The organism is Janthinobacterium sp. C22 (assembly GCF_057919405.1).
Map to the genome: position 1 here is coordinate 1883301 of NZ_CP193659.1, position 21262 is coordinate 1904562.

Genomic DNA, 21262 nt, shown 5'->3' on the forward strand with positions numbered 1-21262 from the left:
GAACATGAAGAAACACTGGATGGCGGCGCTGGCCGGCCCCTTCTTACCCGATGCCGGCCTGCTGTTTGCGCGCGTGGCGGGCGCGCTGCTGGTGCTGCACGTGCACGGCTTGCCCAAGCTGCTGCATTTTTCCGAGGAACTGGCGCACATCGACGACCCGCTGCACCTGGGCCGCGCCGCCACCCTGTACTGCGCCCTGTTCGCGGAAATCGTCTGCCCGCTGCTGGTCGCCGCCGGTCTGCTGACGCGCCTGGCCTGCCTGCCCCTGCTGTTCCTGCTGGGCGTGTCGATGCTGCTCGTGCACCCGGACTGGAGCATCGCCGACGGCCAGTTCGGCTGGCTGCTGATCATCGTCTTCGGCACCATTGCCATCAGTGGCGCGGGACGCTATTCGCTCGATGCGCGCTTGCGGGCGTAAGCGGTGATGTCAACGATGTGTCGGGTTACGCTCCGCTAACCCGACCTACGCCTAAATAACACCATTTCACCCCGATCCCCGTCCGCCCCGCCAGGCCGGCGGGGATTGTTATTTCCATCAGGAATTTAAGTCTGTGCTTCAACGTGTGGCACCGCACGGTGGCGGGCGGCGGGCGCGGTTAAGGTGGTGCCAACAGCTTGCTGCTGATCCAGCATTTGATATGGCTCAGCCCGGCAGCGTTTAGCCGCTTCTTTTTCCGGAAGCGAGGAGAATCATGATTCGGTCACGGCATCGAGCATGGTTGATTTATTCACCTTTGAAGGAAACCATCATGAACGCGATTGAAAAAACCAGCTCCGAGATGAACGGCACCGCCCAGGATACCCGCCAGGATTTGCACCGCACCATCGACAAGGTGGCGAGCCAGGCCCAGCCCCTGGCCGACAAGGTCGCCACGCGCGCCCATGACGGCGTGGACCAGGTGGGCGACCGCATCGAGCAGGTCAGCGACACCGTCAGCAAGGCCTCGGAACGCCTGATGGCGCGCGGCAAGCAGTTGGGCGCCGCCTGCCAGCGCGCCGGCGAAACGGGCCGCGGCTATGTGCGCGAACGCCCGGCCGTGTCCCTGCTGATTGCGGCGGCGGCCGGTTATGGCCTGTCGAAGCTGCTGGGTTCGCGTAAATAAATTTTACGCTTTCCTGGAAGTATTTGTCGTGGGCGCTGGCCCGGTCTGCCCTCATGGCGGGCCGGAGCGGCGCCCACGCGCACAAGGTAGTAGCAGGCAGTAAAGGAGAGTGATGATGCGCTCCATTTTGTTGTGGTTGATTGGCATTCCTATTCCCATCATTATTTTGATTGCCCTGTTCGTGCGCTGAATGAGGGAGTTGTAGCGTTCTCCCGGGGCAAACTACTCACAGGAGACGTAATGGCTACCAATAAAAAAACGCCGTCCACGGACGGTGCGGGTTCCGTTTTGAGCAGCATGTCCGGACCATCCGACGGCGATGCGCCGCACAGCTTGGGCGCGGACAATGACGTGACCCGCGCGCTGCTGCAAAAGACGGCCGCCGGCCAGCAGCTGTCCGCCGCCATGGCCGATAATCCCAAGGAAGCCGGCCAGTATGGCGAGGCGGCGCGCACGCCGCCCGAAGGCGTGCATGTGGCGGCCGGCGAAGCGCTGGCCACGGCCAGCACCACGGGCGAAACGCTGGCGTCGCCGAAGACGGGCGATGGCCAGCCCGCGCTGGGCGAGAATGCGCGCAATGCCTCGCTCGACGGCGCCCGCAGCGACGACAGCGGCTGCGTGCTGACGACCAACCAGGGCGTGCCCGTGGGCGACAACCAGAACTCGCTGAAGGCGGGTTTGCGCGGCCCCACGCTGATGGAAGATTTTATCCTGCGTGAAAAACTCACGCATTTCGACCATGAGCGCATCCCCGAGCGCGTCGTGCATGCGCGCGGCTCGGCCGCCCACGGCTATTTCGAATGCTACAAGGAGCAAGGCAAGCTGACGCGCGCCGCGCCGTTCGCCAAGGCGGGCAAGCGCACGCCCGTCTTCGTGCGCTTTTCCACGGTCGCCGGCGAGCGAGGTTCGACCGACACGGCGCGCGACGTGCGCGGCTTCGCCGTGAAGTTCTATACGGACGAAGGCAACTGGGACCTGGTCGGCAACAACATCCCCGTCTTCTTCATCCAGGACGCGATGAAATTCCCCGACCTGATCCACGCCGTCAAGCCCGAGCCGCACAATGGCATGCCGCAGGCAGCCAGCGCGCATGACACCTTCTGGGACTTCGCCTCGCTGTCGCCGGAAATCACGCACATGCTGATGTGGGCCATGTCCGACCGCGCCATCCCGCGCAGCTACCGCATGATGCAGGGCTTCGGCGTGCACACCTTCCGCCTCGTGAACGCCAAGGGCCAGTCCGTATTCTGCAAATTCCACTGGTCGCCCATGGCGGGCACGCACTCGCTGGTGTGGGACGAAGCCGTCAAGATCAGCGGCGCCGATTCCGATTTCCACCGTCGCGACCTGTGGGAAGCCATCGAGTGCGGCGAATATCCCGAATACGAGCTGTCCTTCCAGGTCTTCACGGAAGCGCAGGCCGAGGCGTTTGCCTTCGACGTGCTCGACCCCACCAAGCTGATTCCCGAAGAACTGGTGCCGCTGGTCCCCGTCGGGAAAATGGTCTTGAACCGCAATCCCGACAATTTTTTTGCCGAGACGGAGCAGGTGGCCTTTTGCACGGCGCACATCGTGCCCGGCATCGATTTTTCCAACGACCCGCTGCTGCAGGGGCGCATCCACTCGTATGTCGACACGCAGATCACGCGCCTGGGCGGCGCCAACTTCCATGAAATCCCCATCAACTCTCCGCTGGCGCCCTTGCACAACAACCAGCGCGACGGCATCCACCGCCAGGCCATCAACCGGGGCCGGGTCGCCTACGAGCCCAATTCGCTGGCGGGCGGCTGTCCGTTCCAGGCGGGCGCGAAGGGATTCAACAGTTTTCCCGCGCCCACCGAAGGCGACAAGGTGCGCGGCAAGCCCGAGAAATTCGCCGAGCACTATGGCCAGGCGCGTCTGTTCTGGATCAGCCAGACGCCGGTCGAGCAAGACCATATCGTGCATGCGTTCCGCTTTGAACTGAGCAAGGTGCAGACGGTGGCGATCCGCAAGCGCATCGTCGCCATGCTGCGCAATGTCGACGAGACCCTGGCGCAGCGCCTGGCCGATGCGCTGGGCCTGGCGCTGCCGCCCGTCATGCCGCCCGTGTCCATGCTGCCGATTCCCACGTATCCGCCGTCGCCGTCGCTGTCGCTCTTTTTCCGTCCCGGCAAGACGGGCATCCATACCCTGCGCGTGGCCATCCTCGTGGGGCCGGGCAGCGATGGCGCGCAGGTGCGCAGCATCTATGCTTCGCTGCTGGCCGACGGCGCCGTGCCGCGCCTGGTGGGCAGCCACCTGGGGAAAGTCGACACGAGCGGCGGCGCGCCGCTCGACGTGGAAATCTCGCTCGAAACGGGACCGTCCGTGCTGTTCGACGCCGTCGTGGTCCCGGATGGGCAGGGCGCCGTGCAGCAGCTGGGCAGCGACGCCAACGCGCTCGACTTCCTGCGCCTGCAGTATCGCCACTGCAAGCCGATGCTGGCCATCGGCGCCGGCAAGGGCTTGCTGGACAAGGCCGGCGTGCCGACGACCCTGCCTGACGGCAAGCCGGACCCCGCCATCATCGTCGTGCCGGCGGGCGACGTGGTGAAAGGCGTGGCGGCCTTTAAAAAGGCACTGGCCGCGCACCGGGCGTTTGCGCGCGAAACGGATCCGCCCCGCGTGTGATGCCCGCTTGAGCGTCAGCGGGGCAGGCCTGGCTTGCCCCGCTGACGTCATGGTGCGCAACTTCGCGCAACAATGTAAACAATAAAAACGTCCTGCGATGATATGCTGCTGACTAGAACTGTTCATTTGCAACTATTTCTATCACTGCAGCAAAGAACGGCTTCAGCAAACCGGATCGCGATTACCGCATGGACAAGTACACACCTCGCACCTGGGGGCCGGGAGAACGCCCGACCTTGCCCGGGTCGCCATCGATGCCCGAGCATTCGACGCCCAAGCGTGTCGCGTATTTCATCGTCGGCCTGATCGTCGCGCTGACGGGGGACTCGGCAACGGCCTGGTGATGGCCAATCTGCTGAACCTGCAAGGCTCCCTGGCCGCCTATGCCTACCAGATGCAGTGGCTGCCGGCCGCCTACGTGATGACCATCGTCTCCATGAATCTGCTGCTGGTGAAGTTCCGCCAGCAGTTCGGCCTGCGCCTGTTTACGGAAGCGTTCCTGGTGCTGTATGCGCTCGTCACCTTCGCCCACCTGTATGCGAATACCTTGCCGTCGGCCATCGCCGTGCGCGCCGCGCATGGCATGGTGGGCGGTGCGCTGGGTGTGCTGGGGCTGTACTACACCTTGCAGGCGTTTCCCGCGCGGCACCGCCTGAAGGGCGTGGTGCTGGGCCTGGGCTTTGCCCAGCTGGCCTTGCCCCTGGCGCGCATCTTCACATCCGAACTGCTGCAGATCGGCGAATGGCACGGCCTGTACCTGTTCGAGCTGGGGCTGGCCCTGCTGGCGCTGGGCTGCGTGCTGGCCCTGAAACTGCCGCCCGGCGACCGCGTGCAGACGTTCGAGCCGCTCGATTTCCTCACCTTTATGTTGTTCGCGCCCGGCGTGGCCCTGCTGTGCGCTGTGCTGGCGCAGGGACGCACGGCGTGGTGGATGGAATCGGAGTGGGTGGGTGTCTGCCTGGCGGCTTCCATCGTGCTGATCGCCGCCGCGCTGGCCATCGAGCATAACCGCGCGCGCCCGCTGCTCAACACGCGCTGGCTCACCACGGGCAAGATCGCCAAGCTGTTTTTATCTGTGCTGCTGTTTCGCATCGTGCTGTCCGAATCGACGGGCGCCGTGGGCTTCCTGCAGGCGCTGGGGCTGAACACGGACCAGATGCAGAACCTGTTCGTCGTGGTCCTGCTGGGCAGCGTGGCGGGCCTGGTGGTCAGCGCGCTGACGATCAATCCGGCGACCTTGCACCGCTCGCTGATGTTCGCGCTGCTGCTGATCGCTGCCGGCGCGCTCATCGATGCGCACGCCACCAGCCAGACGCGCCCCGTCAACATGTATGTCAGCCAGTTCCTGCTGGCCTTTGGCGGCACGTATTTCCTCGGTCCCACCATGGTGGCCGGCATGGGCGCCGTGATCGCCGAACCGCGCAACCTGGTGAGTTTTTCCGTGATGTTTACCATGACGCAGAACCTGGGCGGCTTGCTCGGGTCGGCCATCGTCGGCACCATCCAGACGGCGCGCGAAAAATACCATTCCAGCTACCTGGTCGAGCACCTCACCATGCTCGACCCGCAGGTGGCCGCGCGCGTGCAGTCCGGAGCCGCAAGCTATGGCGGCGTCCTGACGGACCCGGCCCTGCGCAGCGCCCAGGGCGTGGCCCGCCTGGGCGCCGTCGCCACGCGCGAAGCCAATGTGCTGGCCTACAACGGCGTCTTTTTGATGATCGCCGGCGTCGCCATCGCCACCCTGATCTGGATGCTGGTCAGCCAGTCCTGGACCCGCATCACCACCGGCGCGCGCCGCCTGGCCGGCCCCGTGCGCGATGCGCAGACGGCCATGGCCATCGTCCCCATTACCAATTCGGAACCGAGCAATGACAGAAAATAACACCACGCCGCCAGTACCGACCCCTGCACCGACGCCAGTTGCGCCCCCGCCCGCGGCCAGCAGCACGCCGCCGCAGCCGGACCGGCGCCACCAGTGGCTGTCCGCGCTGGCCTTTGCCGCCGTGGCCCTGGTGGGCGTGCTGATCGTGCTGTATGCGTGGCGTCTGCCGCCGTTCACCAGTCCCATCGTGACGACGGAAAACGCCACCGTGCGGGGGCAGGTGACCATCATCGGCACGCAGCTGTCGGGCTATGTGGTGGAAGTGACGGTGCAGGACTTCATGGACGTCAAGGAAGGCCAGCTGCTGGTGCGCATCGACGACCGCATCTACCAGCAGCGCTACGAGCAGGCGCAGGCCCAGCTGGCGGCGCAGCAGGCGGCCCTGTCGAACTGGGCGCAGCAGAAGGCCAGCGCGCAGGCGGGCATTTCCGTCAGCGAGGCGGCGCTGGCCAACGCGGAAGCGCAGGCGAGCAAGGCCAGCGCCGACCTCCATCGTGTGGAGCAGCTGGTGGCGGACGGCTCGCTGTCGCAGCGCGAACACGACCAGTCGCGCGCCACGCAGGCGCAGATGGCGGCAGCGCTGGCGCAAGCCAGGGCCAATCTCGACATCGCCCAGCAAAGCGTGCATTCCGTGGTGGTCAACAAGCAGGCGCTGGAGGCCGCCGTGGCGAATGCGCAGGCGGCCGTCAAGGCGGCGAAGATCGACCTCGATAACACGCGCATCGTGGCGCCCTCCGATGGCCAGCTGGGCCAGGTGACGGTGCGCCAGGGTGCCTACGTGAATTCGGGCGCGCAGCTGATGGCGCTGGTGCCGCGCCAGATGTGGGTGATCGCCAATTTCAAGGAAACGCAGATGAACGGCGTGCAGGAAGGGCAAAGCGCCACCTTCCACGTCGACGCGCTCGACGGCGCCGTGTTGACGGGCCAGGTGGAGCGCATCTCGCCGGCCACGGGGTCCGAGTTTTCCGTGCTGCCGGCCGATAACGCGACGGGCAACTACCTCAAAATTGCCCAGCGCATTCCCGTGCGCATCCGCATCGATCCGGGCCAGGCGAATGCGCGCCGGCTCGTGCCCGGCATGTCGGTGGTGGTCAGCGTCGACACGTCGGCCGTGCTGAACGACTCGGCGGACAACCCGGCGCCACCGCCTGCACCGAAGAAGGCCAAGTCATGAAGCGCCGTCACCTGCTGATGGCCGCCGCGCTGGCGCTGGCGGGCTGCGCCGCCAAGGCGCCGCCGCAGCCCGCATCGGCACTGCAGCTGCCTTCCGGCTGGCGCGCGCAAGCCATCGGCGCGCCTGCGGCGGCTGGTGCCCATGTGGAGCAGCTGTGGTGGCAAGCCTTCGGCGACCCCGTCTTGAGCGACCTGGTGGGCGAGGCGCTGGCGCGCAATGGCGACTTGCGCGTGGCGCGCGCCCGGGTGCAGGAATACCGCGCGCGCCTGGCGCAGGCCGACGCGAACCGCGCGCCCAATCTGGCCTTCGACGGTTCGCCCACGCGCACGCGCACCCTGGCGTCCAGCGGCAAGCCGTATGTGACGAATGTCTTCCAGGCGGAACTGCAGGCCAGCTATGAAATCGACGTGTGGGGCCGGCTGGCCAGTCTGAGCGCCGCCGCCGCCGAGAGCTACCGCGCCGAGCAGGCCAGCCTTGATGCCGCGGCCCTGTCGATCGCCGCCAGCGTGGCGACCAGTTACCTGAATCTGCGGGGACTCGACGCGCAGCTGGCGCTGACGCAATCGACCCTGCAGCTGCGCGAACAGTCGCGCGAGCTGGCGCGCAAGCAGTTCGAGGTGGGCTACAGCTCGCGCCTGGAATGGCTGCAGGCGCAATCGGAATACCATGCGGCGGCCGAGCAGGTGCCGCAGCTGCAGCGGCAGATCTTCGAACAGGAAAACGCGCTGGCCGTCCTCGTCGGCGGCAATCCCGGCCCCATCGCGCGCGGCTTGCCGCTGGCCGAGCTGGCCGCGCCTGGCGTGCCGGCCGGCCTGCCGTCCGAACTGCTGCGCCGGCGGCCCGACATCGCGCGCGCGGAACACAACCTGGCGGCCGCCAATGCCAGCCTGGCCGCCACGCGCGACCAGCTGCTGCCCTCGTTCAAGCTGACGGCGGCCGGCGGCGGGCAGGCGACGACCCTCACCGATTTCCTGCATGCGCCCACGGCCCTGTGGCGCCTGACGGCCTTGGCGGCCGGGCCCCTGTTCGATGGCGGGCGGGTGCAGGCGCAGACGGATGCGGCCGGCGCGCAGCGCGACCAGCTCGTGTACGTGTATGAAAACGTGGTGCGCAACGCCTTCGCCGAAACGGAGAACAGCCTGGGCGCCATCTACCGGCTGCGGCAGCAAGCCGTGGAAAACGACGCGCGCCGCGCCGCGGCGGCGGACACCCTGCGCATCGCGCACAACCGCTACCGCAATGGCTACGCCTCCTACCTGGAAGAACTCGACGCCCAGCGTACCCTGTACAGCGCCGACGTGGGACTGCTGCAACTGAAGACGCGCATCCTTGTCGCTTCCGTCGACCTCTACCGCGCCATGGGCGGCGGCTGGTCGGCCAAGGCGCAATAGGGGCGCGTGTCCGGCGCGGCCGTTCGCCGCCGCCAGTGTAATATTCTGACCAGGGAAAGCGGCGGCATGGTGCCAGCCGCTTCCATCACGAACGAACGAGGTCGCAGCATGACGATTTTTGGCATAGGCATCCACATCCTGATCGCGGTATTTTTTGCGATCCACGTGGTGCGCAACGGGCAGCAGCTGTACTGGCTGCTCATTTTATTCATGTTCCCCTTGCTGGGCAGCGTGGTGTATTTCTTCGCCATCTACCTGCCCAATTCGCGCCTGCCGCAAGGCGCGCGCAAGGTCGCCTCGGTGGCCGTGCAGGTGCTCGATCCGAACCGCGAACTGCGCGAGGCGAAGGCGGCCTTCGAGTACACGCCGACGGCGCAAAACCAGATGCGCCTGGCCAGCGCGCAGCTGGAGGCGGGCGCTGCGCAGGAAGCGGCAGCGACGTACGAAGCCTGCCTGCGGGGAGCGTTTTCATCGGACCTGGAAATTCGCCTGGGCGCGGCGCGCGCCTATCTGGAATGCGCGCGCGGCGCCGAAGCGCTGACGCACCTGGAATTCATCCGCCGCACGGACATCCATTTCCGTCCCGAGATGGTGTCCCTGCTGACGGCGCGCGCGCTGGCGCAAAGCGGGCGACAGCAGGAAGCGAAGGCGGAATTCGACGATGCGCTGACGCGCTACAACAGCTTCGAGTGCCGCGCCGAGTGCGCGATCTGGGCGCTGCAGCAGGGCGACAAGGTGCTGTCGGAGCGTCTGCTGCTCGATATCGACAGCGCCATGGCCCGCTGGAGCAGCCATACGCGTGCCATGTATGCGCCGCTGCTGGCGCGCCTGGAGGCGGCGCGCCGCTGATGGCTTGCCGGTGCCGGCTTACACGCCAGGCACTGGATTCTTCCCTTCGACTAATTTATACCCCTTGCCATCGAAGCCATAGCGCGCGTGGCCGTTCAGTGGCGTGGCGATGCGCGGCGGGTCTTCGTCCTGCTTGACCGCGACGCCCGGCTTGATTTTTTCGGAGGCGCCCTTGAAATCGATCAGCAAGTCGTCGTAGGCGCCGCCATCGCGCGCAGGCGCGAAGCGCCATTTGCCGTCGACCATCCAGCACTCGTCCGTGTCAGGCCCGCAGGCACCCATATTGTCCGAATACAGGTCGATGCCGCCATCGATCGCGGTCACCTTGCCGTCGCCGATTTCAAACAAGGCCAGTTGCGTGATGGTGTAACCCTGGCCCGTGTAGCCATGGCGGATCGCCAGTCCCGGCTTGTTCGCACCCAGCATGACCCAGTGCACTTCGCCGAGCTGCCCTGATGAGCCGAGTGTGGCGATGTTTTCCAGGCGTTTCACGACTTGCCATTGGCCGTCTTCCGGCTGGCCCTTGGGCGCGAGGAAAAAGACGTTCAACAGGCCCGGCGAGGCATGCGCCGATTCGGCCGTGCCTTCCGTATTCGCCGTTTCCGCATTCGCCACCAGGATGGCGCGCCCATCGGGCAACAGCTTGTGGCTGACGGCGCTGACGACGTAACTGAGTTTGTCGACGTGGTTGTCCGGATCGGACAGGTCGGCCAGTGCGTCGTCGCTGTCGCCGCGGTAGTCCTTGCCGAAGACGGCGCGCATCATGCCTGCTTCGCGCTCGCGCGCCTGCGGCGTGTTCATCGCTTCCGTCCTGGGCGCGGTGGCGGACGGCGGCGGCACAATGTCGGCCGGCGCCGGTTCGACGGCTGCTGCTGGCGCGTCGGCGGCTTCCTGTGCCGTGGCGGGTGCGGTTTTTCCGAGCAGGCGCCGAGCAGTGCGGAGGCCATCAGCAGGACGAGCGGGGTGCGGTAATTCATAGGCAGGGCAGATTGCGGTCATGGAGAATGGGCGCAGTATGCCAGATAGATGAAAGCGAGGGAGCGCGGCCTGGCGGCCCGTCCCCCGCTTCCTTGCCCGCAGGGGGCGATTTTGCAATCAGCCTGGCGTTTATTTTTCCAGCGCCACCCTGTCATCGCGCCGCAGCGGCGCCTTCTGGCGGCGCAGTTTCGCCATGCCGCGCTTGAGCAGGTGCTCCAGGTCGTCGATATAGGTGAACACGGCCGGCACCACCAGCAGGCTCAATAAGGTCGAGGTGATCAGGCCGCCGATGACGGTGATGGCCATCGGCGAACGGAAGCTGGGGTCGGCGCCCCAGCCCAGCGCCAGCGGCATCATGCCGGCGCCCATGGCGATCGTCGTCATCAGGATGGGGCGGCTGCGCTTGTGGCAGGCGTCAACCAGCGCATCGAAGCGGTTCATGCCGGCCTGGCGCGCCAGGATCGCATAGTCGACCAGCAGGATCGAGTTCTTGGTGACGATCCCCATCAGCATGATCAGGCCGATCATCGACGGCATCGACAGGGCGCTGCCCGTGATCAGGAGGGCCACGAAGGCGCCGCCGATCGACAGCGGCAGCGCCGCCAGGATGGTCACCGGCTGCATGAAGTCCTTGAACAGCAGCACCAGCACGCAGTAGATGCACAGCACGCCGATCAGCATGGCCAGGCCGAAGCTGGCGAACAGCGAGGCCATTTCCTGCGCGTCGCCCAGTTCGGCGATCTTCACGGACGGCGGCAGATTCTTCATCGACGGCAGCGCGCGCGCCTCCTCGTTCAATTCACCGAGCGTGCGCGAACCGAGTTCCACGTCGAGGGTGACGTTGCGGCTGCGGTTCAAACGGTCGATCTGCGCCGGGCCGCTTTCCATCGTCACCGTGGCCACGTTCGCCAGGCGCACGGGGCCATTCTTGCCGGGCACCGTCAGGCGCTCGATGGCGGCCAGGTCGGCGCGCACGCTGTTGGGCAGCTTGACGCGGATCGGCACCTGCCGTTCGGGCAGGTTCATTTTCGTCAGGTCCGTGTCGTAGTCGCCGGCCGTGGCCACGCGCACGGTCTCGCCGATGGCGGCCGCCGTCACGCCCAGGTCGGCCGCCTTGGCGAAATCGGGGCGCACGATGATTTCCGGACGCACCAGCGAGGCGCTGGAATTGACGTTGCCGATGCCTTTCAGGCCGCGCAGCTCGCGCTCGACCTTTTGCGCCGCCGTCGTCAACGCCACCGGGTCTTCCGAGCGCAGCACCAGCTGCATCTTGACGCCCGTGTCGGGCGGCCCCACCGTGAAGCGGGCACCGGGGATCGTATCGAGCTTGTGACGCAGCTGCGTTTCCAGGTCCGCCATCGATTCCTTGCGCTCGGTGCGGTGCACGGTGGTCAGGGTCAGCACGGCGCGGCGCGCCTCGGCTGCCGCGCCGGGGGCGAAGGCGTCGCCGCTGGAGCCCCCGCCGATCGAACTGAAGACGCCCTTGACGCCCGGCGTGCGCATGGCCGCGTCGCGCGCCATCGCTGCTACGGTCTGCGTTTCGCCCAGGGTGGAGCCGGGCGGCAGTTCCAGGTTGATCTGCGTCTGTGCGCGGTCGGCGGCCGGCACGAAACCGGTCGGCAGCAGCGGCACGAGCGCGATGGCACCGACAAAGAACAGGGCCGCGGCGATGGCCGTGATGCCGCGGTGGTTCAGGCACCAGCGCATGACCGTCAGGTAGCGCGTCATCAGCCAGCCATCCTGTTCCTCCTTGTGCGGCAGCGGTTTCAATATGTAGGCCGCCATCATCGGCGTGAGCAGACGCGCCACCACCAGCGAGGCCAGCACGGCCAGCACGGCGGTCCAGCCGAACTGCTTGAAGAACAGGCCGGGAATGCCGCTCATGAAGGCCGTCGGCAGGAACACGGCCACCAGCGCGAAGGTGGTGGCGATCACCGCCATGCCGATTTCGTCGGCCGCTTCCATGGCCGCTTCCATCGGTGACTTGCCCATGCGCAGATGGCGCTCGATGTTTTCGATTTCCACGATGGCGTCGTCGACCAGCACGCCGACGACCAGCGCCAGCGACAGCAGGGTGACGGTATTGAGCGTGTAGCCGAACCAGTAGATGCCGAGGAAGGCCGGCATCACGGACAGGGGCAGGGCGGCGGCGGCCACCAGGGTGGCGCGCCAGTCGCGCAGGAACCACCACACCACCAGCACGGCCAGCAGCGCGCCTTCGTACAGCAGCTCCATCGAGCCGTCGAAGTTTTCCTCGACGGGGAAGGCATTGTCGATCGACTGCTGCAGCACCACGTTGGGGTTTTCCTTCTGCAGATCGGCGATGGCATCGCGCGCTCCCTTGGCGACGGCCACTTCGCTGGCGCCCTTGGTGCGGAATACCTCGAAGGCGACCACCGTCTTGCCATCCTGCTCGGCCAGCGCGCGCGGTTCGGCAATGGTGTCGCGCACGGTGGCCACCTGGTCCAGGCGCACATGGCGGCCGTCCGGCAGCGGCACTTCCACGCGCGACAGTTCATCGGCCGTCTTGACGGTGGCGATGGTGCGCACCGATTGCTCGGCGCCGCTGACGTCGCCCCGGCCGCCCGGCGCTTCGCGCTGCACCAGGCGCAGCTGGCGCGAGACGTCGAGGGCCGAGACCTTCAATGCGGCCATGCGCGCTTCGTCGAGTTCCACCTGGATCTCGCGGTAGACGCCGCCCACGCGGGTGACGGCGCCCACGCCGGGCACGGTCAGGAGGCGCTTGGCCACCGTATTGTCGACGAACCAGGACAGGTCGGGCGCGTCGAGCGGGTTGTCCACGCCCCCTTTCGCCGTGGCGATAAAGGTCAGCACCACGCGCCCGGCCGTGGATGCCTTGGTGACGGTGGGGTCGCGCAGTTCGGCCGGCATGTCCGCCTTGACCCGCGCGACGGCGTCGCGCACGTCGTTGACGGCTTCGGCGATCTGCTTTTCCAGGATGAATTCGACGGTCACCGTGACGACGCCATCGAGCACCTTGGTGTAGATGTTTTTCACGCCTTGCAGGGTGGCGACGGAGTCTTCGATCTTGCGCGCCACTTCCGTTTCCAGCTGGGCCGGCGCGGCGCCGGGCAGCACCGCGCTGACGGTGACGATGGGCAGTTCGATATCGGGGAAATCCTGCACCGGATTGGCCTTGTAGGCCAGCAGACCGGCCAGGGTCAGCAGCGCGAACAGCATGATGGCCGGGATCGGATTCTTGATCGAGAGGGAGGAAAAATTCATGGCCTCTCCTTACTTTTTCGCTGCGGCCGGCTTGGCTGCTGCTGCCACCGGGGATGCCACCGGGTTTTGCACATTCCGTACCAGATCGCCGTCATTGAGGAAGCCGGCGCCGCTGACGACGATCGTCGTGTCGGCCGTGATGCCGCCAAGGATTTCAATGCGGTCGCTCAAGCGCCGTCCGGCCTGCACCTTGATCTGGCTGACCCGCTGGTCGGGATTGAGGCGGAAGACATAGCTGAAGCCATCGCGCACGGCAATCGCCTGCTGCGGCACCGTCAGCGCGCCCGAGGTGCCCAGTTCAAATTCGCCGCTGGCGTACATGCCGGCCTTGAACGGCGCATTGTTGCCCGTGCTGGCCGGCAGGTCCACGTACACGAGGGCGGAACGCGTCTGCGGGTCGACCGTGGGAGCGATCATGCGCACCTTGCCCGTCAACACGCTGCCATTGGCCGCCTTCACCTGCGCCACGGTGCCCGGCTTCAGGTTCAGCAGTTCGGTGGCCGTCACTTCGGCGCGCCATTCGAGGCGGCCCTGGCGGATCATGCGGAACAATTCCGTGCCGGCGCCGACCACCGATCCCACGGTGGCCGAGCGCGAGGAGATGATGCCGCTGTCGGGCGCCACCACCTGCGTGTATTTCAGGCGCAGCTGCTGCGACGCCAGCTGCGCCTTGGCGGACGCGATGCGCGCGTTGGCCGTCTGTTCGGCCGTCAGGTACTGGCTGATCTGCTGCGCGCTGATGGCGCCCGTGCTTTGCAGCGAGCGGGCGCGCTGCGCGTTGGCGGCCGCCTCGGCCGCATTCGCTTCCGCTTCCAGCACGGCTGCCCTGGCCTGCGCCACGTCGGCGTTCACCGTGTCGTTCGAGAACACGGCCAGCACCTGGCCGGCGCGCACCACGTCGCCGACATTCACGCGTACTTCCGTCAGGCGCAAGCCGTTCGATTCGCTGCCGATGACGGCTTCCTGCCAGGCGGCCACGTTGCCGTTGGCGCTCAGCTTGATGGGCAGGCTGGCCGTCTGCGGTTTGGCCGTGGTGACGGTCAGCGCGGGTTTCTGCGCCGCCTTCTTGTCCTTCGCCTCGTCGGCGGCCGTGGAGGAAGGGGCGTACAGGGTAACGCCCGCGCCCAGCATCACGCAAAGGGCGGCAAGGGCGACTGTCGTGGGTGTCAAAATCGGTTTTTTCATGTTGTCGTATCCGTCAAGGTGCATTGTTGGCGATAGCGCTGCTGCCGTTCCAGCCGCCGCCGGCGGCGCGGTACAGCGCCACCCAGGCGGCGCTGCGTTCGCGCTCGAGGTTGACCACCGTGTTCTCGGCGGCCAGGCGCGTGCGGCGCGCGTCTTCCAGTTCGATCAGGCTGGCCAGGCCGTTCCTGTAGCGGTCTTCGGTAGCGACGAACGAGACGCGGTAGCCTTCCAGCGCGGTTTTGGCATGCTCGCTGCGCTCGTCCGTGCTGGCCAGGTTGACCAGCGCCTCTTCCACTTCGCGCACGGCCTGGCGCACGCCGGCGCGGTATTTCACCACGGCTTCCTCGTAGCGCGCCGTGGCCGCGTCGATCTGGGCGCGGCGGGTGCCGCCGTCGAAGATGGGCAGGCTGACGGCCAGCGGGCCGATGCTCCAGGTGCTGGCCGTGATGCTGGTGCCGCCGGCGCGGATATTGCCCTTGCCGATGGAGCCGGCCAGGCTCAGACGGGGATAGCGCTGCGCCTGCGCGCCGCGTACTTCGAAGCTGGCGGCCGCCACTTCGCGTTCGGCGCTGTAGATGTCGGGACGCTGGGCCAGGGTTTGCGCCGGCAGTTCTGCAATCGCCACGGGCGAGGGCAGGATGGCAGGGCCGGCCGCCAGCTTCTGGCGCAGCGACGTTTCCGGCATGGCCGACAGGGCCACCAGCGCCTTGACATTCACGTCGCAGGCGGCGCGTTGTTCGATGGCGCGGCTGGCGCCTTCGGCCGCGCTGGCGCGGGCCAGCGCGGCGTTGGCGGGCGGCTGGAAGCCGGCGCCGGCGCTCAGTTGCGTCAGGCGTGCCGAGTCGCGGCGCGAGACGGCATCCTGTTCGGCCACGGCCTGCAATTGCTGGCAGGTGCGCAAGGCGTAGTATTGGTTCGCCACTTCGGCGGCCACGGAGACGCGGGCCTCGTGCCAGAGCGCGCGCGCTGGCGTAGCGCTCCTGCGCCGCGTCGCGCGTGGCGCGGTTGGCGCCAAACACGTCGATTTCCCACGACGCCTGCAGCGCCGCCTGCGAGGTGGTGCCGCTGGGCTGGGCCGATTGCTGGCTGGTGCGCACCACGCTGCCCGTCGCGTCGAGCTTGGGCGCCAACGCGGCGCCGCTGGCGATGCTGTCCGCGCGTGCCTGCGCGATGCGCGTGCCGGCGGCGGCGATGGTGGGGCTGACCTGCTGCGCATCGCTGATCAATTCCACCAGCAGGCTGTCGCCCTGGCCCTGCCACCAGCTGGCCAGGTCCGTCAGCTTGCCGTTATGCGGCAGCGGCGCCTGCCACTGCGCGGGCGCGCTGGCGGCCACCGCGGCGGGCGGTCCCTGCAGGGCGCAGCCGCCCAGCGCCAGCACGATGCCGGCGGCCAGGGCGCGTTGAACGGTGCATCGAATAATCGTCATGCTGGTCCTTCTGCTTGTCGTTGAGTGGTAGGGGAGGAGGGGGATGGCCAGGCGCCGGCGCTCCACGTCGGCCATGGCCAGCGCGTAGTCGGTCATGCGCGCCAGCCAGGTGTCGATCGCGTGCGGCGATTCCAGCAGTTGCGGGCGCAGCTTTTGCAGCACGTCGGCGCCCACCATGTGCTGCAGGGCCAGCGAGGCGATGGAAAAGGCCAGCCGGTGCATGTCGTCGCTGTTGTCGGGCGCGCCCAGGTGGCGCGCCAGCACGCGCGTGAGCGCCTCGTGTTCGGGGCGGATGTTCTGGTCGATCTCGCGCGCCCACAGGCCTGTCGGTTCGAGCATCTCGCGGCACCACAGGCGCATGCAGTCGCGCGCGATCTCGCCCTGCTGCATGGGGGCGAGCAATTGCGCATAAAAGCCTTCCAGGCTTTGGCGCAGGGTGAAATGCGGTTGCTCGTACAGGGCGATATTGTCTTGCGGGCTGGCCGATTGCTGCGCGAAGGCGGCGCGGTACAAGCCCGCCTTGTCGCCAAAATAGTAGCGGATGGCGGCGGCGTTGGTGCCGGCCGCCTGCGCCAGTTCGCGCGTGGAGGTCTTGGCGTAGCCCTGTCCTGCAAACAGGCGGATGGCGCTGTGCAGCAGCCGCTCGCGCGACTGCTCGCCATCGGAACGGGGCTTGCGCCCGTCGTCGGCGCTTGGCGTTGGGGAAATATTTTTTTCAATCATGCCGCAGATTGAATCACATATCTCAAACGATTGATATAACTAAATCACTTGATTTAGTTAAGGAATGATGAAGATAATGTCAAACGCAGGCAAAAAAAGCCCGCGAACTGGCGCGGGCTGAATCCAATGTTCAGGGAACGAATTGGAGGAGACAGTTCCACTATAGCGCCGAATATGTTGCAGTGCAATACCGTAGAACTACTATATCGGTCTCTCCTGGATGGCAAAATTTCCGCATTCCATGCTGCGGCGCACAGAAGCTCAGGCCTTGCTGCGCAGCGCCAGCGTGAACGTGCTGCCGGAGCCGTAGTCGCTGTTGAAGAACAGGGCGCCGCCGATGGCGTTGGCCAGGTTCTGGCACAGGTACAGGCCCAGTCCCGCGCCTTCCACGTGGCGCGTGGAGGTGGAATCGAGCTGCGAGAAGGCCTGGAACAGCTTGGCCTGGTCTTCTTCCTTGATGCCGGCGCCGCTGTCGGCGATGCTCATTTCCGTCACCAGCACGCCGTCTTCCTCGCGCTGGGCCAGGCTGATGCGCACCGTGCCCTGTTCCGTGAACTTGATGGCGTTGTTGAGCAGGTTGATGAGGATTTGCGTCAGCGCGCGGCGGTCCGTGTCGATGATGGCGGGCGGCCGATTTGGTTCGCCGAGTTCGATCTCCAGCGCCAGGCCTTTTTGCTGGGCCAGCGGACGCAGGGTGTCGGCCACGTCGGCCATCAGCTCCTGGCAGTGGACGGGCTCGATCGACAGGGTCAGCTTGCCCGCCTCGATCTTGGCCACGTCGAGGATGTCGTTGATCAGCGAGAGCAGATGGCGCGCGCTGGCGCGGATGGTATTGAGCTGCTTGTCCTGGTCCGACGTCAGGGGGCCGGGCAGTTTCATCAGCAGCGCGCCCGTGAATCCGATGATGGCGTTGAGCGGCGTGCGCAGTTCATGCGACATATTCGCGATGAAGGCGGACTTCATGCGGCTCGCTTCGGCCAGCTCCAGGTTTTTCAGGGCGATTTCGCGGTTGATGGTTTCCAGTTCGGCCGCATGGTGCGCCAGGCGCATGTTCAGTTCGATCACCTGGCGTTCGCGCGCCTGCAGTTCGCCGTTGACCTGCACTGCCTGTTCATACGTGGAGATCAGCAAATCGAGGATTTGCTGGCGCTCCGCGTTGATGAAATGCTTCTGGTCGCCCAGGTACAGGGCGATGCCGATCTCCACGTTCTGGTTCTTGCGCAGCTTCTGGTTCATCAGCATGTGGCTGATGCGGTTGAGCAGGTAGTCTTCCGCGTAGGGCTTGCGGATGAAATTGTCGGCGCCGCACTCGATGCCGCGGATGATGTCCTTCGGGTCGTTGAGCGAGGTGACGAGGATCACGGGGATGTCGCGCAGGGTCGGGTCGGACTTGATGGCGCGGCACAGGTCGTAACCATTCATTTCAGGCATGACGATATCGGACAGCACCAGGTGCGGCTTGCGCTCGCGGATGGCGGCCAGGGCCAGCTGGCCATTCGCCGCCACGCGCGCGTTGTAGTGCAGCGACTGGATCAGGCGGCGCAAGCGCTCCGCCTGGGTCGGGCTGTCCTCGACGATCAGGATCTCGATTTCGTCAGGCTTGATTTGGTTGTTGGAGTCCACAGACCTCTCCTAGGATTTCAGTGTGGTGATGCTGGGCGCGGTGAGCGCGCAATATCGACATCGTATGACTATATCGGATTTAGGTCTGCAAAAGTAACTTCCAAGTAACTATTTTGGCCACAGGGAATGCTGTGGCCGCCTGTCAGTTCTCGCCCTGGAACTGGCCGGCGCGATAGGTCAGCACGAGCGTATCGCGGTGGCCGTGTTCGCCGATGGGCTGGATCGGCGTCGATTCATGGATCACGGCGGCATCGTCGAGCAGCAGCAGCGACCACGGCTCGGTCAGGGTAAAGCGCTTGCCGTTGGGGCCATCCGCTTCGAAGATGCGCGTCTCGCCGCCCTTGATCTGCTCGCGCCCGATCAGCAGCACGGCGACGAAATCGACGCCGTCGCGGTGCGCGCCTTCCGGCGTCGGGCGGCCGATGCCGTCAGTCGTATCGATGCGGAACTGGTGCGCCTCGATGAACCACGGCTGGCGGCCCTTGACCTGCGAGCAGGCGTCGCCCAGCGCGCGGATCAGCTGCTGCCAGGCCGCTTGCGCGACGATAGCCGCTTCGACCGGTTCGAACAGGCGGTGCATGCCGCCGTGCAGGGCGTTGTATTCCACCGGCTGCCAGTGCGGACGGTGCGCCGTCTGCGTCAGGCGTTCGCCATCCTGCACGAAGCACGAGTGGCGCCGGCGGCGATAGCGGCCGCCATCCTTCAGGTAATTGTCCAGCGCCAGGGTGTTCCAGCTGGGTTCCAGCGCGCGCAGCGCGGCCAGCGGGCAGCCGGCCAGCGCGGCCACGTCCTGCGGGCGCAGGACGGCATAGCCGTCATCGCGCAAGGCTTCCTTGACGTGGGACGGGTCGGTAAAGATCGGTGCGGAAGTGCTCATGGCGGTGCCGGCCGGAACGCGGCCTGTATCAGTTTATCCAGCCTGGCATTCTACGACTTCGCGGCGATTCCTGTGCAGTACGACAGGAATTATTCTTGTTGAGTTAAAAATTCTTTACCAGGGTCATACGCAGCGAGCGCGATTCCACCGGATGGAAGTGGAGATCGTCCACGGGCTGCGCCTCGCCGGGCAGGCGCGAGGCATAGTAGTAATCGATGGCCGAGTCGCGCCGGTTGGCCAGGTTGTAGCCTTCCACTGCCACGCGCCAGGTCTTGTCGACCTGGTAGGCGATGCGCCCGTTCAAGCCCACGCTGGCGGCGGAGCGCACGCTGTTGTCTTCCACCAGGGGCGCGGACCGAAGTAGCGCAGGCGCAAGGAGCCCGACCACGGCCCCGGCGGCGTCACCGTCATGGCCAGCTGGGCCACGCCTTCGATGGCGCCGGGAATGAAGTCGCCCGCCGGGTCGCTGCCGCGCGAGCGCGCCCGCGCATACGCGAGGTCCAGGTCCAGCGACAGCCATCTGGCCGCCTTGTAGTAGCTGGAAAATTCGATGCCGTAGCGGCGGCTGGGGCGGCCCGCCTCCGTGGCGCCCGCATCGCCGATGAACAGCAGCTCGGAATCGAAGTCCAGGCGGTACAGCGACAGCGAGGTTTGCAGGCCGGCGATGGCGGCGCTGCGCAAGCCCAGTTCCAGCCCCCGCGAGCGCGCCAGGGGCGTGACCTTGGCGGCTGCTTCGCCCGTCTTCGGGTCGACCGTGATGGTCGTGCCGCGCGCGTCGTTGCTGTGAAAACCGTTGCCGATGTTGACATACGCCTCCGTGTCGCGCCACGGCCCCGCGATCACGCTCAGGCTGGGGCTGAACAAATGGTCGCTGGCCGTGCCCGCATTGGCGGCGCGGTCGCTGCGCACGTCGAAGCGGTAGGCGTCCGCGCGCAGGCCGGCCACGGTGCGCAGCGATCGCGACCAGCGCGTGCTGTTTTCGGCATACACGCCGATGCTCGTTTCGACGATATGGTCTTGCCGCGTGGTCGACAGGACCTGGCGCCGGCGCGTGTTGTACAGGCCATTGTGGATATTGTCGTTCTGTAGCTGCAGGCCGATGGTGGTATCGCTGCTGCCCCTGTCCGTGTGCCGGTGCCAGGTGTGGCTGGCGTCGAGGCCGGCCGTCACGCGCCGGTCGGGCTGGGCGAACTGGTCGCCGTTGAGCGGGTCGTCCATCGCATACGTAAAATTCGAGAACAGGGCCAGGCGGTTGGCGATCACGTACGCGCTGGCCCTGGACGACACGTCGTCCGTCGTCTGGCGCCAGGCGCCCGACAGGCTGTAGCGCTGCGCCTTGCCGCCGTCGCTGGCATCGACGGCGTCGAAGCGGCCCAAGCTGCCGTCCTGCACGGCGCGCAGCGGGATCTGGTCGGTGGCGTTCCAGCTGGCGTCGTACGCCATGGCCGTGACGTTGAAGCCGTTGTTGGCATAGCCTTCGCTGTAGCGCAGCACGCCATTGCGCTTGCGGTAGCGGTCCGGCTGCGTGAACGGGCCATCGTTATGCTGCGCTTCGAGCGCGTACAGCAGGCTGCCGTCGCCCGCATCGATGGAGTCGGCCAGCAGGGCGCGGCGAAAGCCGTTTTGCCCGATGCCGGCGCTGGCGATGCCTTGCGTCAGGCGGTTCGCGTAGACGACGGACGCCGCGCCCGCCGAGGAAAAATCGCCTTGCGCCGCCGCATACGGTCCCTTCTTGTAATCGAGGCGCATGGCCAGTTCGGGGATCAAGAAGTTCAGGTCCGTCCAGCCCTGGCCGTGGCCATGGCTGCGCTGGTTGACGGGCATCTCGTCGACGGTGGTGCGCAAGTCCGTGCCGTGATCGAGGTTGAAGCCGCGCAGGTAGAACTGGTTGGCCTTGCCTTCGCCGCTGTGCTGGCTGACGATCAAGCCCGGTACGGCTTCGAGCAATTCGCCGGGCCGGTAGCTGGTGCGCGCGTCGAACTGCTGTTGCGTGACGCTGCCCGCGTTGGCCGAATCGGCCACGCCCAGCTGATTCAGGCGCGAACCGTCGATCAGCACGCGCTGGAAGATGTCGTCGGCGTGGGCGGCGGATGAAAACAGGGCGGCGAGGAGGAGGGGAAGGGAGCGTGGCGTCATGGGTGTATGGGGGAGC

The 21262-nt window shown here is 66.4% G+C and carries 12 protein-coding genes and 3 pseudogenes; 7 read left to right on the plus strand and 8 right to left on the minus strand.

Annotation, left to right across the window (positions count from 1 at the left end; all coding sequences use genetic code 11):
• Positions 1-4 precede the first annotated feature (4 nt).
• The 7 genes from ACRHIG_RS08705 to ACRHIG_RS08735 all read left to right on the plus strand — a co-directional run bounded on the left by ACRHIG_RS08705 (position 5) and on the right by ACRHIG_RS08735 (position 9051).
• Positions 5-418: a DoxX family protein gene (locus tag ACRHIG_RS08705; protein ID WP_489629945.1), complete on the plus strand. Its 414-nt coding sequence runs from the start codon at positions 5-7 to the stop codon at positions 416-418.
• A gap of 331 nt (positions 419-749) precedes the next feature.
• Positions 750-1103: an ElaB/YgaM/YqjD family protein gene (locus ACRHIG_RS08710; RefSeq protein WP_475414807.1), complete on the plus strand. Its 354-nt coding sequence runs from the start codon at positions 750-752 to the stop codon at positions 1101-1103.
• A gap of 240 nt (positions 1104-1343) precedes the next feature.
• Positions 1344-3755 carry a catalase gene (locus tag ACRHIG_RS08715; RefSeq protein WP_489629946.1) on the plus strand — a complete coding sequence of 804 codons (2412 nt, stop codon included), beginning with the start codon at positions 1344-1346 and terminating at the stop codon, positions 3753-3755.
• Positions 3756-4098: 343 nt separating this feature from the next.
• Entirely contained in the window at positions 4099-5637 is a 1539-nt protein-coding gene (locus ACRHIG_RS08720; protein WP_489629947.1) for an MFS transporter, read from the plus strand.
• A complete protein-coding gene (locus ACRHIG_RS08725) occupies positions 5624-6811 on the plus strand; it encodes an HlyD family secretion protein (protein ID WP_489629948.1) in 1188 nt (395 codons plus the stop codon). The genes ACRHIG_RS08720 and ACRHIG_RS08725 overlap by 14 nt, the downstream gene beginning before the upstream one ends.
• On the plus strand, positions 6808-8202 hold the full coding sequence (locus ACRHIG_RS08730) for an efflux transporter outer membrane subunit (RefSeq protein ID WP_489629949.1): 1395 nt from the start codon (positions 6808-6810) through the stop codon (positions 8200-8202). The genes ACRHIG_RS08725 and ACRHIG_RS08730 overlap by 4 nt, the downstream gene beginning before the upstream one ends.
• 108 nt (positions 8203-8310) lie before the next feature.
• Positions 8311-9051 (plus strand): hypothetical protein, encoded by a 741-nt coding sequence (locus tag ACRHIG_RS08735; protein ID WP_475414802.1) that lies wholly within the window; start codon positions 8311-8313, stop codon positions 9049-9051.
• 18 nt (positions 9052-9069) lie between these two features.
• Here ACRHIG_RS08735 and ACRHIG_RS08740 read toward each other — a convergent pair whose 3' ends face one another.
• The 8 genes and pseudogenes from ACRHIG_RS08740 to ACRHIG_RS08775 form a co-directional block, all read right to left on the minus strand.
• Positions 9070-10050 (minus strand): hypothetical protein, encoded by a 981-nt coding sequence (locus ACRHIG_RS08740; protein ID WP_489629950.1) that lies wholly within the window; start codon positions 10048-10050, stop codon positions 9070-9072.
• A 108-nt stretch (positions 10051-10158) separates the two neighbouring features.
• Positions 10159-13275: an efflux RND transporter permease subunit gene (locus ACRHIG_RS08745; protein ID WP_489629951.1), complete on the minus strand. Its 3117-nt coding sequence runs from the start codon at positions 13273-13275 to the stop codon at positions 10159-10161.
• A 9-nt stretch (positions 13276-13284) separates the two neighbouring features.
• Positions 13285-14460 carry an efflux RND transporter periplasmic adaptor subunit gene (locus ACRHIG_RS08750; protein WP_489629952.1) on the minus strand — a complete coding sequence of 392 codons (1176 nt, stop codon included), beginning with the start codon at positions 14458-14460 and terminating at the stop codon, positions 13285-13287.
• A 13-nt stretch (positions 14461-14473) separates the two neighbouring features.
• Positions 14474-15887, minus strand: a pseudogene (locus ACRHIG_RS08755) (efflux transporter outer membrane subunit).
• Between the two features lie 132 nt (positions 15888-16019).
• A pseudogene (locus tag ACRHIG_RS08760) lies at positions 16020-16610 on the minus strand (CerR family C-terminal domain-containing protein); the annotation flags it as partial.
• Between the two features lie 261 nt (positions 16611-16871).
• Positions 16872-18233, minus strand: a complete 1362-nt coding sequence (locus tag ACRHIG_RS08765) for a hybrid sensor histidine kinase/response regulator (RefSeq protein ID WP_475414796.1) — start codon at positions 18231-18233, stop codon at positions 16872-16874.
• Between the two features lie 142 nt (positions 18234-18375).
• Positions 18376-19110: a 2OG-Fe dioxygenase family protein gene (locus ACRHIG_RS08770; RefSeq protein WP_475414795.1), complete on the minus strand. Its 735-nt coding sequence runs from the start codon at positions 19108-19110 to the stop codon at positions 18376-18378.
• A 103-nt stretch (positions 19111-19213) separates the two neighbouring features.
• Positions 19214-21246, minus strand: a pseudogene (locus tag ACRHIG_RS08775) (TonB-dependent receptor).
• Positions 21247-21262 lie beyond the last annotated feature (16 nt).

What these genes read in the sequence shown, in the direction of transcription:
- ACRHIG_RS08730 (WP_489629949.1), top strand. Translation starts at nt 6,808, where the DNA reads ATGAAGCGCCGTCACCTGCTGATGGCCGCCGCGCTGGCGCTGGCGGGC.
- ACRHIG_RS08710 (WP_475414807.1), top strand. Translation starts at nt 750, where the DNA reads ATGAACGCGATTGAAAAAACCAGCTCCGAGATGAACGGCACCGCCCAG.
- ACRHIG_RS08725 (WP_489629948.1), top strand. Translation starts at nt 5,624, where the DNA reads ATGACAGAAAATAACACCACGCCGCCAGTACCGACCCCTGCACCGACG.
- ACRHIG_RS08770 (WP_475414795.1), bottom strand. Translation starts at nt 19,110, where the DNA reads ATGAGCACTTCCGCACCGATCTTTACCGACCCGTCCCACGTCAAGGAA.
- ACRHIG_RS08705 (WP_489629945.1), top strand. Translation starts at nt 5, where the DNA reads ATGAAGAAACACTGGATGGCGGCGCTGGCCGGCCCCTTCTTACCCGAT.
- ACRHIG_RS08720 (WP_489629947.1), top strand. Translation starts at nt 4,099, where the DNA reads ATGGCCAATCTGCTGAACCTGCAAGGCTCCCTGGCCGCCTATGCCTAC.
- ACRHIG_RS08750 (WP_489629952.1), bottom strand. Translation starts at nt 14,460, where the DNA reads ATGAAAAAACCGATTTTGACACCCACGACAGTCGCCCTTGCCGCCCTT.
- ACRHIG_RS08740 (WP_489629950.1), bottom strand. Translation starts at nt 10,050, where the DNA reads ATGACCGCAATCTGCCCTGCCTATGAATTACCGCACCCCGCTCGTCCT.
- ACRHIG_RS08745 (WP_489629951.1), bottom strand. Translation starts at nt 13,275, where the DNA reads ATGAATTTTTCCTCCCTCTCGATCAAGAATCCGATCCCGGCCATCATG.
- ACRHIG_RS08715 (WP_489629946.1), top strand. Translation starts at nt 1,344, where the DNA reads ATGGCTACCAATAAAAAAACGCCGTCCACGGACGGTGCGGGTTCCGTT.
- ACRHIG_RS08735 (WP_475414802.1), top strand. Translation starts at nt 8,311, where the DNA reads ATGACGATTTTTGGCATAGGCATCCACATCCTGATCGCGGTATTTTTT.